16 protein-coding genes are annotated in these 16,225 nt (G+C 62.0%); 8 read left to right on the top strand and 8 right to left on the bottom strand.

Going from position 1 to position 16,225, the window contains the following annotated elements; translation table 11 throughout:
• Window positions 1-39: 39 nt before the first annotated feature.
• Window positions 40-357, bottom strand: a complete 318-nt coding sequence (locus RL_RS39715; protein ID WP_129557798.1) for a hypothetical protein — start codon at window positions 355-357, stop codon at window positions 40-42.
• Window positions 358-416: 59 nt separating this feature from the next.
• Between RL_RS39715 and RL_RS16600 the strand changes: the two genes are divergently transcribed.
• Window positions 417-1,169, top strand: coding sequence for a pyridoxine 5'-phosphate synthase (locus tag RL_RS16600; RefSeq protein WP_011652722.1), 753 nt, complete (start codon window positions 417-419; stop codon window positions 1,167-1,169).
• A gap of 72 nt (window positions 1,170-1,241) precedes the next feature.
• On the opposite strand, the gene RL_RS16595 is transcribed toward RL_RS16600, so the two are convergent.
• Complete coding sequence (locus RL_RS16595; protein WP_011652721.1) at window positions 1,242-2,129, bottom strand: SDR family oxidoreductase; 888 nt, start codon at window positions 2,127-2,129, stop codon at window positions 1,242-1,244.
• Between the two features lie 123 nt (window positions 2,130-2,252).
• On the opposite strand from RL_RS16595, the gene RL_RS16590 reads away from it, so the two are divergent.
• Complete coding sequence (locus RL_RS16590) at window positions 2,253-2,669, top strand: winged helix-turn-helix transcriptional regulator (protein WP_011652720.1); 417 nt, start codon at window positions 2,253-2,255, stop codon at window positions 2,667-2,669.
• A 9-nt stretch (window positions 2,670-2,678) separates the two neighbouring features.
• Here the strand turns inward: RL_RS16590 and RL_RS16585 are convergent, their stop codons facing one another.
• The 4 genes from RL_RS16585 to RL_RS16570 all read right to left on the bottom strand — a co-directional run bounded on the left by RL_RS16585 (window position 2,679) and on the right by RL_RS16570 (window position 6,548).
• Window positions 2,679-3,887: an MFS transporter gene (locus tag RL_RS16585; RefSeq protein ID WP_011652719.1), complete on the bottom strand. Its 1,209-nt coding sequence runs from the start codon at window positions 3,885-3,887 to the stop codon at window positions 2,679-2,681.
• 110 nt (window positions 3,888-3,997) lie between these two features.
• Window positions 3,998-4,621 carry a TetR/AcrR family transcriptional regulator gene (locus RL_RS16580; protein WP_011652718.1) on the bottom strand — a complete coding sequence of 208 codons (624 nt, stop codon included), beginning with the start codon at window positions 4,619-4,621 and terminating at the stop codon, window positions 3,998-4,000.
• A gap of 61 nt (window positions 4,622-4,682) precedes the next feature.
• Entirely contained in the window at window positions 4,683-5,600 is a 918-nt protein-coding gene (locus tag RL_RS16575; protein ID WP_041936392.1) for a bifunctional helix-turn-helix transcriptional regulator/GNAT family N-acetyltransferase, read from the bottom strand.
• A gap of 228 nt (window positions 5,601-5,828) precedes the next feature.
• Window positions 5,829-6,548, bottom strand: a complete 720-nt coding sequence (locus tag RL_RS16570) for an aspartate/glutamate racemase family protein (protein ID WP_011652716.1) — start codon at window positions 6,546-6,548, stop codon at window positions 5,829-5,831.
• A gap of 158 nt (window positions 6,549-6,706) precedes the next feature.
• Between RL_RS16570 and RL_RS16565 the strand changes: the two genes are divergently transcribed.
• The 3 genes from RL_RS16565 to RL_RS16555 all read left to right on the top strand — a co-directional run bounded on the left by RL_RS16565 (window position 6,707) and on the right by RL_RS16555 (window position 10,711).
• A complete protein-coding gene (locus tag RL_RS16565) occupies window positions 6,707-7,171 on the top strand; it encodes an Lrp/AsnC family transcriptional regulator (RefSeq protein WP_003541227.1) in 465 nt (154 codons plus the stop codon).
• A 108-nt stretch (window positions 7,172-7,279) separates the two neighbouring features.
• Window positions 7,280-8,545 (top strand): NAD(P)/FAD-dependent oxidoreductase, encoded by a 1,266-nt coding sequence (locus tag RL_RS16560; protein ID WP_011652715.1) that lies wholly within the window; start codon window positions 7,280-7,282, stop codon window positions 8,543-8,545.
• Window positions 8,546-8,755: 210 nt separating this feature from the next.
• Entirely contained in the window at window positions 8,756-10,711 is a 1,956-nt protein-coding gene (locus RL_RS16555) for an elongation factor G (RefSeq protein ID WP_011652714.1), read from the top strand.
• A gap of 61 nt (window positions 10,712-10,772) precedes the next feature.
• Here RL_RS16555 and RL_RS16550 read toward each other — a convergent pair whose 3' ends face one another.
• Complete coding sequence (locus RL_RS16550; protein ID WP_011652713.1) at window positions 10,773-11,819, bottom strand: NAD(P)-dependent alcohol dehydrogenase; 1,047 nt, start codon at window positions 11,817-11,819, stop codon at window positions 10,773-10,775.
• A gap of 204 nt (window positions 11,820-12,023) precedes the next feature.
• Here RL_RS16550 and RL_RS16545 point away from each other — a divergent pair, with 204 nt between their 5' ends.
• The 3 genes from RL_RS16545 to RL_RS16535 all read left to right on the top strand — a co-directional run bounded on the left by RL_RS16545 (window position 12,024) and on the right by RL_RS16535 (window position 15,765).
• Entirely contained in the window at window positions 12,024-12,932 is a 909-nt protein-coding gene (locus tag RL_RS16545; protein ID WP_003541220.1) for an AraC family transcriptional regulator, read from the top strand.
• A 92-nt stretch (window positions 12,933-13,024) separates the two neighbouring features.
• Window positions 13,025-14,083, top strand: coding sequence for a glycosyltransferase family 2 protein (locus RL_RS16540; protein WP_011652712.1), 1,059 nt, complete (start codon window positions 13,025-13,027; stop codon window positions 14,081-14,083).
• A complete protein-coding gene (locus RL_RS16535; RefSeq protein WP_011652711.1) occupies window positions 14,083-15,765 on the top strand; it encodes a hypothetical protein in 1,683 nt (560 codons plus the stop codon). The genes RL_RS16540 and RL_RS16535 overlap by 1 nt, the downstream gene beginning before the upstream one ends.
• 83 nt (window positions 15,766-15,848) lie before the next feature.
• Here RL_RS16535 and RL_RS16530 read toward each other — a convergent pair whose 3' ends face one another.
• Window positions 15,849-16,214, bottom strand: coding sequence for a DUF4087 domain-containing protein (locus RL_RS16530; RefSeq protein ID WP_011652710.1), 366 nt, complete (start codon window positions 16,212-16,214; stop codon window positions 15,849-15,851).
• Between the last annotated feature and the right edge of the window lie 11 nt (window positions 16,215-16,225).

Here is a 16,225-nt window from a genome sequence, read left to right as displayed (position 1 = left end):
TTGCCAGTTGCTTCCCATGCGCGGCGAGTGGGGTTTCCTCTAGGCGTTCTTCTCATTGGGAAAGAAGCAGTACGCGGCGTACACTACGCGATACGATCTCCACGTTATGCGTGAACGATCTTTTTTATAAGTGCTAAAAATAATCTCTTTTAAATGGGATAGCAACGTGACGGCATCATTTGCCGAGGTTTTCGGGTGTGCTGCAGCAAAACATGCGCTGCATTGCGGTATCGGCCGGTCGTCTTCAACAACAGCGAGAATTACTGTTTGCGGTACGCAGGTGCGGTCGAATCCCCATCCAGCAGCGATGCGCATCAACGATCGGCATCGCATCCATCTGCGAATCTCGTTGGTCATCGCGCGGTCCTTGGCTTAAAAGCAGAGCCTCCCGTTTCCGTGACCGATGGATATCAGCCATGCCCGCCAAGCTCTCCGTGAACCTCAACGCCATCGCCATGCTGCGCAACCGGCGCGATCTGCCGTGGCCGAGCGTCGAAGCGCTCGGGCGGATCGCACTTGCCTCCGGCGCCAGCGGCCTGACGGTGCATCCGCGCCCCGACCAGCGGCACATTCGCTTTTCCGACCTGCCTGTGATCCGCAACCTGATCGACGACGAATTCCCCAAGGCCGAGTTCAATATGGAGGGATATCCCACAGAGGAATTCTTTGAGCTCTGCGCCGGCGCGGCACCCGAGCAGGTGACGCTGGTGCCTGACGATCCCGCGCAGGCGACCTCCGATCACGGCTGGGATTTCCGCAAGCATCAGGCGTTCCTGACCGATGCCGTCGCGCGGCTGAAGACGATGGGGTGCCGGGTGTCGCTATTTGCCGACGGTGACGGGGACGCCCAGGCGGTTGAGATCGCCAAGGCGGTCGGCGCCGATCGGATCGAGCTCTATACCGGTCCCTATGGCGGCTGCTTCGACGCGCCGGAGCGGGCGGCCCCGATCCTCGAAGCGCTCGGTCGGACGGCGGATGCGGCCCTTGCGATCGGCCTTGCCGTCAATGCCGGTCACGATCTGACGGTCGAAAACCTGCCAGCGCTGGTGAAGCGCATTCCCCAGCTTGCCGAGGTCTCGATCGGCCATGGCCTGACCGCCGATGCGCTGGAATACGGCATGGCGGAAACGGTGCGGCGCTTTTGCCGGGCTTGCGGGCAGGCGGTTTGATCATTGAAGAAAGCCCGCCCCATGATGTGCGAGGCGAGCTTTCCTGGTGGCCTTATGCTGTCTCAGACCACCTCAGGCGGTCAGGGTAGCCTTGTGTTCGACGAAGAAATCCTTCAGCGGCTGCGGCTGTTTGCCGGTGAGCTTGGTGAAGTCTTCGGTGACGATGTCGAACTTGCCGGCGCGGGTGTTGGCGTCGGCAGAAACCAGCATATCGGCGACGAAACCGGGAAGTCCGGCGCCGCGCATGCCCTGGCCGAGCTGTTCGTCGGTGACGTCGATCACTTCGAGCGGCTTGCCGGCGACGTCGGAAACGATGGCGGCAATCTGCCGGCTGTTCAGCGACTGGGTACCGGTCACCGTATAGGTGGCGCTCTCGGATGTGCCGGAGGCAAGGGCTGCGGCGATCGCCAGGGCGCAGTCGTCACGCGAGATGGTGGAGATCTTGCCGTCGCCCGTGGCGCTGTACCATTTGCCGCCCTGCAGGTTGTGCGGCATGCCGTGCAGGTAATTGTCGTGATACCAGGCATCGCGGATGATCGTATGGGCGATGCCGCTTGCCTTGATGGCGTTTTCGCTGCCGAGATGATCGGGCGCGAAGGTGACGAGCGAATTGTCCGGCCCCGGCATCGAAGTGTAGGCGATGTGCTTGACACCTGATTTGACTGCCGCCGCGACTGCGCCCTTGTGCTGGGCTAGGCGTTTGCCGGGAGTATCCAGCGCATCGGTGCTGATGATCAACAACCGGTCGACGCCGGCGAAAGCCTTCTCCAGGCCTGCCGCATCATCGAAATCGGCCTTGCGGGTGACGACGCCCTTCTTTTCGAGTTCGGAGAGCTTTTCGGGGCTGCGCGTCGCCGCGACGATGTTGCCGGGGGCGACCTTGTAGGTCTCGATGAGGTGATGGATGACACGCTGGCCGAGCTGTCCGGCAGCGCCGGTGACCAGGATGATTTCGCTCATACGTCGTTTCCTTCTGTGTTGTGCAGGTGGTCTCGAAAAGAGAGTAACACTAGAATAGGAATTGACTTAGCGATGTAAAGGAGGCAGTTTTTCGGCTCTACGTTACCAAAAGGGAACCAGCAGATGAGCGGTGCGGTCGTCAGTCTGAAGAACAGGATGCCGGGGGCGCGGCGCGAGATCGATCTCGCCGGCCTGGATTTCGGCAATTGCCCGGTCAGGGACATGATGCAGCAGATCGGCGGCAAATGGTCGACGCTGCTGCTCGAGGTTCTAGCGGATCGGCCTTATCGCTTTGGCGAGCTGCGGCGGATGATCCCCGATATTTCGCAGCGCATGCTGACGCAGACGCTGCGCGACCTGCAAAGGGATGGTTACATCGACCGCGAGGTCTTCCCGACCAAGCCGCCGAGCGTCGAATATTCGATGACCGAACTTGGACGTTCGCTCTACCAGCCGCTGTCGCAGCTTCTGAACTGGGCGGAAGCGAACCATGATGCCGTTCGCGCCGCCCGTTCGCATTTCGATTCCACCGACAAATAGCCCGGTTTCTTACTTGCCGCGTCCTTCCGTCAGGAACAGCAGGAAGGCCAGCGCCGGGAAGCAGAAGCCGATCCAGGCCGTCATCGTCCAGCCGCCGGTCGCATAGGCCCAGCCGCCGAGTGCTGAGCCCAGCGCGCCGCCGGCAAAGAAGGTTGCCATGAACAGGCCGTTTAGCCGGCTGCGGTGTTCCGGGTTCAGCGCATAGATGGCGCGCTGGCCGCAGACGAGATTGGTCGTCACGCCGAAATCGAGAAGGATCGCCGCTGCCGTCAAGAGCAGCAAAGCGCCAAGCGAGCCGTCGCCGGCGAAATGGCTGATCAGGAAGGCGGCCATGCCGAGCAGCATGGCAAGCGTCGAGGCGATCTTCGTCATCCCGCGATCGGCAAGCCGGCCGGCGATCGGCGAGGCGATGGCGCCAGCTGCACCGGCAAGCGCGAAGAGGGCGATGCCGTTCTGTGTCAGACCGAAGGCGGGACTCGCGAGCAGCAGCGGCGTCGTCGTCCAGAACAGGCTGAAGGCGCCGAACATGCCGGCCTGATAGAGCGCCCGGCGCTGCAGCACCCGCGAGGTCAGTGCCAGGTGGCCCATGGAGGCGAGCAGTTCGCCGTAGCGTAGCCTGGTCGTCGGCCGGCGGACCGGCAGGTTAGCGCGGAGCACGACGGCGAGCACGAGCATGACGCCAGCAGTGACGTAGTAGACCACATGCCAGGAAGAGGCCTCGGCGACGAAGCTTGCGAAGGGGCGGGCGAGCATGATGCCGCAGAGCAGGCCGCTCATGACGTTGCCGACGACCTGGCCACGGGTGGCATCAGGCGCCATGTTGGCGGCAAAGGGAACCAGGACCTGAACTGCGACCGATGAAAGACCGATAGAGAGCGAGGCGACGAGGAAGGTTGTGGGCGTCGAAGACAGCGCCGCGCCGATGAGCGCAACGGCGGAGACGGCGATCAGCATCAGCACCAGACGGCGGTTTTCGGTGAGATCGCCGAGCGGCACGATCAGCAGCAGGCCGAGGCCGTAGCCGATCTGCGTCAGCGTGACGATCAGGCCGGTGGCGGCAGGCGTGAAGCCGAGATCGGCGCTGATCGGGCCGGCGAGCGGCTGGCCGTAATAGAGATTGGCGGCCACCAGCCCGCAGGCGGCGGCGAAAAGGAAGGTGAGCCAGGGGGATAGCGCCCGGGGAATGGCCTCATCCGGCGTAGTGGCTGAAATGCTCATCGGAAACTCCGGTATTCAAAGATTGGAAGGAATGAATGCAAACATGCTGGCTGCGGCCACCCGATCCTTGACCGAATGCCGGTATTTCTCTCGTCCACGGTGCGGACTTTTCAGGTCACGAGCTTCATCGCGGCCTCGGCCGCGGACAGCATCTCTTCCCTGCTGCGTCCTGTTTTGCCGATGACGCGTAGGCCCTTGGTAAAGCAGAGGAAGGCGAGGGCGGCGGCATCCGGGTCTACCGTCTTCGGAATAGTGCCGTCTGCCTGACCGATGCGGATGAGATCGGCCATCAGCTTTTCGTCCGCGGCAAAGGCGGTCACGACGTGGGCAGCGGCTTCCTCGTCAAGCAGGGCGAAGTCGTTGGCGCCACCAACGACGAGACAGCCTTTGCGGCCGGCTTCGCCATAGGAAAGCTCGGTATAATACATCACCATCTGAAAGACCTTCTCGCGACCGGTCTTCGCAGACGCGATCATCGCTTCCAGGCGTCGTCGGCCGAGTTTTCGATAATGGGCGAAAGCAGCGAGGAAGATGCCGCGCTTATCCTTGAATGCCTTGTAGATGCTCCCCGAAGCAAGGCCCATTGCTTCGGTCAATTCGCTGATGGCGGTGGCATGGTAGCCGCGTTCGGAAAAGACGCGGAGCGCCGCATCGAGTGCTGCGTCCATATCGAACTCGCGCGGACGGCCACGGCTACGGGTCTTTGCTTCGGATGTGAGGATGGCGTCGGTCATGGCGCCCTAATTAGGGAATGACCGTTTCCAAATCAAGTGAAATTTCTGCGACGCAGCAAATTCAGAGATCGAGCATCCAGTTCTGGCCGTTCGCCTCGGGGCCGAACATGCGATGTCTCTCCTCGGAGACAAGGCGGAATCCTGTTTTGACGTAGATGGCGCGGGCGGTCTCCAGCATGTCGTTGGTCCAGAGCGATAGTTCGCGGTAGCCTTTCTGCCAGGAGAAGCGGATGCATTCGTCGACCAGCAGTTTGCCGAGCCCGAGGCCGCGGGCTGATTTGTCGACATAGAGCAGGCGTAGCTTGGCGACGCCGTCGCCGCTATTGGTGATCAGCACCGAGCCGACATTGACGCCGCCGCGTTCGGCGATCCAGCAATATTCCTTGGCCGGATCGAAATTGGCGAGGAATTTGCCGGCGACGTCGGCGACCAGCGCCTCGAAGCGAAGATCCCAGCCATATTCCTCGGCATAGAAGCGGCCCTGGCTCTGGACGATCCAGCCTATATCGCCGGCCCGGTGAGCGCGGATGATTGCCGGCGCAGGTTTTGCCGCCGGGTCGAGCAGGGCGCGGATCGTGCACATGGCGGAGACGGCCGCCTCCGGCTCGCCGCTCGCTAGGCGGTCGAAACGGGCGGCGATCTGCGCATTGGAGCGCCGGCCGAGTTCCTCGAATGTCTCGCGTCCCTGGTCAGTGACAATGATGACCTGGCTGCGAAGATCGGCCGGATCGGGGCTGGTCTCGATCAACCCCTCGGCGCGGAAACGCTTGAGGATGCGGCTGAGATAGGCCGGGTCGAGCTGCAGGTCGCGGACAAGGGCGGCGGCGCTGACGCCATCATGCGAGCCGACCTCGAAGAGGATGCGGGCATCGGTCAGCGTGAAGGGCGTGTCGAGATAGGCCTTGTTCAGCAGGCCGAGGAAGTTCGTATAGAAGCGGTTGAAATCGCGGGCGGTTTCGATGAGCGATAGGTTAGACATGATGATCTCCAAATGGAGATTCTGGTCAGACTGCTGACGAACCGTCCTCTTCACTCGGCGTCATCCTCGGCCTTGTGCCGAGGATCTGCTGCACTGGTTGCAGATGCTCGGGACAAGCCCGAGCATGACGAAAGAGGAGTTGGCCGACTTTGTCAGCAGTCCGGACAAGATCTCCAGATGGAGATCTTGTCCTGTATTTAGTGGACTGAGTCAACTAACGCGGCAATATCAGGCGGCTTCTTCTTCTGCTGCCTCGTCCATTCCAAGCGCAAAATCGACCGCCGCCCGCGCATGGATCGCTGTGGTGTCGAAGCCCGGCAGCGGTAAATGGTCGGGATCGAGGATCAGGCAGATTTCGGTGCAGCCGAGGATGATGCTGTCGGCGCCGTTGTCGACGGCGCGAGCGATGACATCGAACAGTTTTTGACGCGAACTGTCGAGCACCTTACCGGCGCAGAGTTCGTTGAAGATGATATCGTGCACCGTCGTGCGGTCGCTCGCATCAGGCACCATGATATCAAAACCAAGGCTCTTCATGCGGTCGCTGTAGAATCCGTGCTCCATCGTGTAGCGGGTAGCAAGCAGCAGCGGGCGCTTGCGGCCGGCCGCATGCAGCGATTTCGCCGTCTCGTCGATGATGTGGATCAGCGGTACGGAGATCTTCTCCGCGACCTTGTCGGCGATCAGATGCATGGTGTTCGTGCAGATCAGGATGCAGCCGGCGCCGGCGATCTGCAGGCGCAGAGCCACGTCGGCGAGGCGACGGGCGGCCATATCCCAGTCGCCGGCCTTCTGAAGCGCGACGATCTCCTCGAAATTGACAGAATGCAGGATGAGTTCGGCCGAGGCGAGGCCACCCTTGCGGTCACGCACCATCTCGTTGACGACACGGTAATAGACCGCCGAACTTTCGAAACTCATGCCGCCGATAAGGCCGATCGTTTCCATCTCTTCATGCTCTCCATGCTTCTGAACTTTCGAAAATGATGCAGCAATCCCGACGCGACGTGTTTGCTTTGTTTGTCCCTCGCGTCATATATGTGATAAGATTTTGCGTCATTTTATGAAATCCTGCAAAAAAGACGCGAGAGGTATATGTTCGACACATGCTTGATGATCGCGACAGACGCATTCTGGACATGCTGCAAAAGGATGCGGGCATATCCGTGACCGATCTTGCCGAGCGCGTGGCACTTTCGATATCGGCCTGCTCGCGGCGTATCCAGCGGCTTGAGGAGAGCGGCCATATCGCCCGGCGCATCGTCGTGCTCGACCGGGAAAAAATGGGCGTGCCGACAACTGTCTTCGCGCTGGTCAAGACGGCGCACCATTCCGACGAATGGACGGAGACCTTCCGCCGGATCATCAGCGACATTCCGGAGATCGTCGAAGCGCACCGGCTGACCGGCAACCACGATTATATCCTGAAGATCGTGCTGCCGCGCGTCGAGCATTACGATGTGATCTACAAGCAGATCGTGCGCAAGATCGAACTCTTCGACGTCTCGGCCTCGATCTCGATGGAACTTCTGAAAGGCGGCACGGCAATTCCCGTTGGGTATGCCGATTGAGCCAGCTCCACCGACCGGGATGCAGGGGAGCTATGCCGAAACGGCAGTTGCAACCATCGCGGCGAAGGCCACATTGGCTTTGAGCGAAATGGCGCAAAGGGGTAGGTCATGAGCGATCATCATGTCGTCGTTGTCGGCGGCGGTTTCGGCGGGCTGCAACTCGTCAACGGGTTGAAGGGTGCTGGCGTCAAGATCACGCTGGTCGACCGGCGCAATCATCATCTCTTCCAGCCGCTGCTCTATCAGGTGGCGACCACCATTCTTTCCACCTCCGAGATCGCCTGGCCGATCCGCCGCCTCTATGCCGACCGGCCTGACGTGACGGTGCTGCTCGGCGAGGTCACGGGCGTCGACAGCGGTGCCAAGACGGTTTCCTTACGCAACGGCATGACTCTTGGTTACGATACGCTGGTGCTGGCGACCGGGGCGACGCATGCCTATTTCGGCCATGACGAATGGGAGCCGGTGGCGCCCGGCCTGAAGACGCTTGAGGATGCGACGACGATCCGCCGGCGCGTGCTGCTTGCCTTCGAGAAGGCGGAGATGGAGGCCGACCCTGCCGTACGTGATGCGCTGTTGACCTTCACCATCGTCGGGGCGGGGCCGACCGGTGTCGAGTTGGCCGGCATCATTGCCGAGCTCGCGCATTTCACGCTGCCCAAGGAATTCCGAAACATCGACACGCGCAAGACCCGCGTCGTTCTGGTCGAAGCAGGCCCGCGGGTGCTGCCGACCTTCGCCGAGGAGCTTTCGGCCTATGCGCGGAAGGCGCTGGAGAAACTGGGGGTCGAAATCCATCTCGGCAAGCCGGTGACCGAGTGCAACGCCGACGGCGTGAAGATCGGCGAGACCTTCGTTGCCAGCCGGACGATTGTCTGGGCAGCCGGGGTCACCGCCTCGCCGGCTGCGCAATGGCTCGGCGTGCCGGCGGACCGGGCAGGGCGCGTCGTGGTCGAGAAGGATCTGAGCGCGCCCGGTCTGCCCGAGGTCTTCGTCGTGGGCGATACCGCCTCCGTCATGCGCGAGGACGGCAAGCCGGTGCCGGGCATTGCGCCCGCCGCCAAGCAGCAGGGCGGTTACGTCGCCAAGGTCATCCGCGCCCGCATATTGGGCAAACCGGCCCCGGCGCCTTTCCGTTACTGGCATCAGGGCAGCCTGGCGACGATCGGCAAGAGTGCTGCGATCATCGATTTCGGCCGGATCAAGCTGAAGGGCTGGCTCGCCTGGTGGATCTGGGGACTTGCCCATATCTACTTCCTGATCGGCACCCGCTCGCGCTTCTCCGTCGCCTGGAGCTGGCTTTGGATCTATCTGAGCGGCCAGCACAGCGCCCGGTTGATCACCCAGCGGGAGACGATGCGGGAGGAGGGGTAACTCTTCTCCCGTCCTCCAGAGGCCAAGCCTCGAAGCAGTGATGTAGCCAAGCTTGACATATCTTCGGATCCGCCCTTAGGGTTTGCGCCGTGTCTTCCGGATACCACCGGGGGTTACGCATCCAGCCGTAGCTACAGCGAGTAGAGGTTCCAATGCGCCGATTCACTTCTCACGAAAATCACATTCGAAATTCTGAGAAGTTGGTGGTTCATGCGCACTTTGAATCTGGGCATTCTCGCCCATGTGGACGCAGGCAAGACTAGCCTTACCGAAAGACTGCTTTTTGACGCCGGCGTCATCGACAAGCTCGGCAGCGTCGATACCGGTAATACACAGACGGACACTCTCGAGCTCGAACGGCAACGCGGCATCACGATCAGGGCCGCGGTGGTGTCGTTCGCGATCGGCGACAGGACCGTCAATCTCATCGACACGCCCGGTCACCCGGATTTCATCGCCGAGGTCGAGCGGGTGCTCGGATTGCTGGATGCCGCAATCGTCGTCATTTCGGCGGTCGAAGGCGTGCAAGCCCAGACACGGGTGCTGGTGCGGGCGCTGCGGCGGCTTGGCGTTCCCTTCGTCTTCTTCGTCAACAAGGTCGATCGTCTCGGCGCGCAATATGAGGACGTGCTGAACGCTCTTGCCAGCCAATTGCTCGTTCGCCCCATCGCCATGTCTTCCGTCGTCGATGCCGGCAGCAGGCTTGCTCGGGTGGAGGCGTTGGCTCCCGGATGCGAACCGCTTTTCACGCCGCTCTGCGAAGTACTCGCGGAGAATGACGAGGCGCTGCTGGACGACTACGTCTTGGCGCCCGATCGCCTGATGGCGGACAGGCTTGGACGCTGCCTGACCGATCAGGTCGCGAGTGGTCTGGTGCATCCGGTCTTCGCAGGTGCGGCAACGACCGGCGTCGGCGTGCCGGCCCTGACATCGGCCATCGCGACGATATTGCCCGGCCGACGCCTCGATCCGGACGGGCCGATTGCCGGAAACATCTTCAAGATCGAACGCGGCTGGGGCGGTGAAAAGCTGACCTATATCTATCTGACGTCAGGCACGGTCCGGCTGCGGCAACATCTGGATTTGCCCAAAGGCCCGGAAAGAGTGACCGCGATCGAGGTTTTCGAGGCCGGCCGGGTTCATGGCGCCGCAAGCTTCCGCGCCGGGCAGATCGCGCGCGTAAGCGGCCTTGCCGGCGCACACATCGGGGATGTGGTGGGCGGCGACCTGCTCGCGGCTGGGCGGCCGCAGTTTGCCCCGCCCAGCCTCGAAACCCGCGTCCTTGCCCGGCGGCCCTCCGACAAGGCTGCCCTCTGGCTGGCGCTGAACCGGATGGCGGAGCAGGACCCGTTGATCAATCTGCGCCGGAACGATGATGCCGACGACATCTTCGTATCGCTCTATGGCGAGGTGCAGAAGGAGGTCGTCCAATCGACCCTGCTGACGGATTTCGGCCTCGAGGCTGGGTTCGACGAAAGCACGGTCATCTTAGTGGAAAGGCTTGTGGGAACTGGGGAAGGCCTGCAGATCCTCTTCAAGGAGCCCAATCCGTTTCTCGCCACCGTCGGTTTGCGCGTCGAGCCGCGTCCGGAAGGAGCGGGCAACAGCTTCGCGCTTGAAGTGGACGTCGGCCAGATGCCGGCCAGCTTTTATAGGGCGGTCGAAGAAACCGTGTTCGAAACGCTGAAGCAGGGCGTTTTCGGCTGGCAGGTCATCGATTGCCACGTAGCGATGACGGCGGCCCGGCACAGCTCGCCCGCAAGCACCGCCGCCGATTTCCGGCAACTGACACCTTGGGTGCTGGCAGATGCACTGTCCGCCGCGCAAACCGTCCTGTGCGAGCCGATCGATCGCTTTTATCTCGAAGCGCCGGGGGAGAGCTTGAACGGCTTGCTGACCCTGCTTGCGAAATCTGCCGCGACGATGACGGATTCCGTGATCGCCGACGGCACGGCCCGGCTGGAAGGCACGATGGCGTCCGCGATGATCCAGAGCGTCCAGCAGCAATTGCCGGGCCTGACAAGCGGGGCGGGGACGATGGAAACCGGCTACGATCACTACGCCCCGATGGCTGGCCCGCCGCGCGTTCGCCGGCGTTCAGGCCCCGATCCGTTCAAACCAGTCGAATATCTGCTGCGGCTGCAGTCCACGAGAGCCTCAGCATGAGGACGGATGGAGGATGCCGTATTCAGAAAGGCGGCCCCCTAAGGAGCCGCCTCTCGTTTTCTCAAGCCGCCAGCGAGGCGATGTCGATGACGAAGCGGTAGCGGACGTCGCTTTTCAGGACGCGTTCATAGGCTTCGTTGACCTGCTGGATGTTGATCTTCTCGATCTCGGAGACGATGTTGTGCTCGCCGCAGAAGTCGAGCATTTCCTGGGTTTCCTTGATCGAGCCGATCATCGAGCCTGATATGCTCTTGCGGCCGGGGATGATCGAGAACGCATGCACGGGGATCGGGTTTTCCGGCGCGCCGACCACCACGAAGGAACCATCCACCTTCAGGAGGCCGAGATAGGCATTCCAGTCGATCTCGGCGCTGACGGTGCAGATGATCAGGTCGAAAGTGCCGGCGAGCTTCGTGAAGGTTTCCGGGTCGTTGGTGGCGTAATATTCCTTGGCGCCGAGCTTCAGCCCATCTTCCTTCTTGGAAAGGCTCTGGGAGAGAACGGTGATATCGGCACCCATGGCGGCGCCGAGCTTGACGCCCATGTGGCCGAGGCCGCCCATGCCGACGATCGCGACCTTCTTGCCGGGACCGGCATTCCAGTGGCGCAGCGGCGAGTAGAGCGTGATGCCGGCGCAGAGCAGCGGCGCGGAGGCATCGAGCGGCAGATTGTCCGGAATGGACATGACATAGCCTTCCCTAACGACGATCGAGTCGGAATAGCCGCCCTGGGTCCGTGTCTTGCGGTCGGCTTCGAAGTCGTTGTAGGTGCCGGCGAGCCCCGGCATATACTGTTCGCGATCGAGGTCGCGCTCGGCGCAGCCGATGCAGGAATCGACGAAGCAGCCGACGCCGACGCGATCGCCGACCTTGAATTTGGTCACATCGGAACCGACAGCCGAGACGATGCCGGCGATCTCATGGCCCGGCACGATCGGATAGACGGCGTTCTTCCATTCGTTGCGGACAGTGTGGATGTCCGAATGGCAGATGCCGGCAAATTTGATGTCGATAACGACGTCATCGGGGTTCGGGTTGCGGCGTTCGAAGGTGAAGGGGGTCAGGGGCTTGGAAGCGTCGGTCGCGGCGTAGCCTCTTGCAATAGGCATGGGAACCATCCTTTTCGATTGTGGTGGGGGTTGAAAGAGATGGTGGACTATTGCCCGGAACTGCGTCAGAGGGTTAGAGCGATCCTCTCAGCTTTTTGCACGATCCTGCAAAAGTGAGGCGCCGGCCTGTTTGCGAAATGGCCAGGGCACTCTAGATAAGAGCGGTATCGCCGGCGTCAGACAGTTGACAGAAAGAGTTGCCGCATGACTTTGCCCTTCAGCCCCTATCAGGAAATCGTCGATATCGCGATGCGCTTCGCGGCTGGTGACGGTGAGTTTGCGACTGATATCGGCAATCTTCACATCAGCCGTCGGTCCAAGCCCAGCGATCCCTTACATAGCAGCTACCGGCCCTGTTTTGCCTTTGTACTGCAGGGCGCCAAGAGCTTGCGCCTCGGCACGGAGCTTATCAGCTATGGGACTGGGGACTATCTGCTGACCTCGCTCGACCTGCCGGTCGCCTGGCGCGTCACGGAGGCAAGCCCGGAGGTTCCGCATCTCTGCCTGGGGCTGGCAATCGACTCGGAAAAGCTGCTGGAGTTGCTCAGCCGCATCGATATTCCGAGCCCGGCCGCCCATACCGACGGGCAGCGCGGGATGGCGGTGAACGTCGCTCCGCCGGAGCTCCTGGATGCTGCCGTCCGCCTGCTGCGCTTGCTCGATCGTCCAGGCGACATTCCTGCCATGGCGCCGCTGATCGAGCAGGAAATCCTCTACCGGGTGCTGACCGGGCCGGATGGCGCGCGGCTGATCAACATCGCCACTGCAGACAGCCACAGCAATAGGGTCGCGCGCGCCGTCGCATGGCTGAAGGAGAATTTCGCGCGGCCACTGCGCATCGAAGACCTTGCCGACCGCGTCAGCATGAGCGTGTCGTCCTTCCATCATCACTTTAAATCGGTCACGGCGATGACGCCGGTGCAGTATCAAAAGCAGCTTCGCCTGCACGAGGCACGCCGGCTGATGCTCGTGGAGCGCCTCGATGCGGGCACGGCCGGCCACCGCGTCGGCTATCAAAGCCCGTCGCAGTTCAGCCGTGAATACAGCCGCCTCTACGGCGCCTCGCCGGCCCGCGATATTGACGGCGCCCGCGAGGTCATGGCGGCGGAATAGTCGGCCTTGCGACCGGTAGCCAATCGTTAAAGGATGTTTGACGTTTCGTCGCTAGTCTGGCGCCAAAACATCAAGCAGGCACCGACGTCAGCATGGCGCAAGTCCCATTTCTTTCCATCGTCGCGCCTTGTCACAACGAGGAAGAAGGGCTGCGCGAGTTCTGCCGCCGCGCCGCCGCCGCTGCTCATAGCGTTGCCGGTGATGCCTTCGAGCTCATTCTCGTCGATGACGGCTCGTCCGATCGCACCTGGGAGATCATTTCGGATCTGGCGGCAAATGTGCCGCAGGTGCTCGGTGTTCGTCTTTTGCGCAATCACGGTCACCAGCTGGCATCGACGGCAGGGCTTTCCGCGTCGCGGGGCGAGCGCGTGCTTTTGATCGATGCCGATCTTCAGGATCCGCCCGAGCTGCTTTTGATGATGATGCCGATCATGGAGCGCGGCGCCGACGTCGTTTACGGTCAGCGCACGCGCCGCCAGGGCGAAAGCTGGTTCAAGCTGGCCTCCGCTTCGCTCTTCTATCGCGCTTTGTCCAAGCTCGCTTCCGTGACCATCCCGCGCGATACCGGTGATTTCCGGCTGATGCGCCGGCGTGTCGTCGATATCCTGCTGGCGATGCCGGAGCGCGATCGCTTCATCCGCGGCATGGTCAGCTGGATCGGCGGCAGGCAGGTGGCGCTCCCCTACGAGCGTGACGCCCGTTTTGCCGGCACGACGAAATATCCTTTGCGCAAGATGATCAATTTCGCTCTCGATGCGATCACCAGCTTTTCAACGACACCGCTGCGCATCAGCACTTGGCTTGGCATGATGAGCGCCGGCGTCGCGATCGCATTGCTCGTCTACACCTTCATTCGCTGGCTGCAGGGCGAGACGGTGACCGGCTGGTCGTCGATCATGGCCGCGGTCAGCGCCTTCAGCGCTATCCAGCTGATCTGCATCGGCATCATCGGCGAGTATCTCGGCCGTCTGGTACAGGAGAGCAAGAAGCGGCCGATGTTCATGGTCGAGACGATCGTGCGCGGCGGTGAACAGGCACAATTGTCGATCGCTTTCTCGGAAATGAGCGCCAGCGACAAACGCGCCGCGCTGGATGCGGCCTTTGCATCCGAGGAGCCGCCGCGCTCGCAAAAGAACAGCCGGATCGGATAATGGACCGGATTGCCGCGCCTGCTGTGGCCGCAGCCGGGCCCGGGGAATTGATCGCCAGACAGGACTCCACCGTTGCGATCGTCGCATTCGTCGGACTTGCCGCGGCTTTGGTTCTCCTGTTTCCCTTTCCGCCGGTTCTCGATTACGCCAATCACTACGCCCGTATCTGGCTCCTTTCGGGCGGGATCGGCGAGCCGCCGTTTCCTGAGATCTATGCGGTCGATTGGAACCGCACCTTCACCAATGTCGGGATCGACGTTCTGGCCACCTGGATGGGGCCGCTTGTCGGCGCAGACAGGCTTGCAGGGGCCTTGCTTTTCCTGGCGATCGTGCTGCCGCCGCTCGGGGCAATCGGCCTGCACCGCGCGCTTTTCGGCGGCCGGCACCACTGGCAGACCGCTATGCTGTCGCTCGGCTGGTGCGCCACCATGATCGGCGGCTTCATCAACTTCCAGATCGGCCTCGGCATGGCCTTGTTCTTCGCCTGCATCGATCTGCGGCTGCAGCGCAGAAATCCCGCCGTGGTTTTTGCCTGGCGGCTCGCCGCCGCGCTGTTGCTGACGGTGATGCATCTCTTCGCGCTTGGCTTCTATATGGCGATCGTCTGCGGTCTCGAATTTTCCTGGCGCATCGATATCGTGCGATCGAAGGCGGGTCTGATGAGGCTCGCCGGCCGGTTGGCGCTGGCGCTCGGCGCCTGCGTCCTGCCGCCGCTCGCGCTCTATCTCCATACGGCGGCTTTGCCCAACGCCGGCGGCAACGGCCTCGGCCTTGCCTGGAACGAAGGTATCATCCTGATCGTCCTTAATCTGCTCTCCGCCATCACGACTTATGTCCCGGTGGTGGATGTCGTGCTGGTGCTGCCGCTGATCCTCATCTGCACGCGTGCCGTCCGCGCGGGCGATATTCGCCTGCATGCTGGGCTTGGCGTCGCCGCCTGCGGCCTGCTGTTGCTCTCCTGTGTTTCGCCTCGCCACATGCTCGGCACCGGATGGATCAGTTGGCGCTTTCCGATCATGACGGCGCTCGTCGCCATGGCGATGGTGTGCCCCTTCGCCAATCTCACGCGCCGGCAAGCGCTGTTGCTGGCGCTCATCATCAATGTCGCGGTCTTCGGTCGCACCGGCTGGGTCGGCTGGAACTGGTGGCTGGCACAGAAGGATGTTGCCGCCGTCGAGACCGTGCTTAAAAAGGTGCCGGCCGGTGCAGCCGTGCTGCCTCTGGGACATGAACCCGAGACAGTGAGCGGTCTTGCCCACTCCAACCGGCATTTTGCCTGGGGGTTGGATACTTTCCGGCACCTGCCGACGCTCGCCGTGCCCTTGTCGCATGCTTTCGTGCCGACGCTCTTCACGGCAAAAGGCAAGCAGCCGCTATCGGTTCTGCCGCCATGGTCTGAGATCGCGGTTCCCGAGGGCAATCTGCTGTCGATCGGCGTGCTTTCATGCCCGGCAATGATGCAGGAATATAGGAACTTTACGCCTTATCTGTTGGATTGGCGCAGGCGTTTCGATTTCGTCTTCGTCGCCAATGCCGATATCCCCGACCGTTATGTCGGCACCTTGATGCCGGCGGGCCTGACGCTGGTCGAGGATGCTGGTTTCGCCAAGCTTTACGCGATCGACAAGGCGATGCCGGCAGAGCCTCTCTCGATCCCCGCTGGTTGCGCTACGGCGTCATAGGCTCCGGCTCTTCGCGGATCAGCTGCCTCTGGACGAGTGGATCGTGATCGCGGCCGCCATCCGGTATTCGGGCGATGGGTTGGTCAGCCGGGGAATTTCAGCGCCTTGTCGGCACGGCATTTGGCGAGCTTTAGCTGACGGAAGGAGAGGATGCGGGTGATGCGGTTCTTGCCATCCGTTTCCACACTCATGCAGGCGCAGGCATAACCGTAATTGCCGTTGGTTCTGACATAATCATGTTCGGAGATGTCGGAGATCAGCTCCATACCTTCGACCTCGCCGGCATCGTCGCCCTGGGTCATGATCGTCCAGGTGTTCTCCGCGTCCTCCAGCCACCAGTTGGCCGGCGTCGGATTCTCGATCCAGCCGCAGCGCGTTTCGGCGGCCCGCGCATTGGCCGCGACGACAAGAGCTGCGATCATGACCGCGGCGGCTATCCGGTATCTCATTGCCTTTTCCC

Source organism: Rhizobium johnstonii 3841, assembly GCF_000009265.1.
Taxonomy (GTDB): Bacteria; Pseudomonadota; Alphaproteobacteria; order Rhizobiales; family Rhizobiaceae; genus Rhizobium; species Rhizobium acaciae.
The sequence above is the reverse complement of the archived record's forward strand: the minus strand, read 5'-3'. Positions and strand labels throughout refer to the sequence as shown.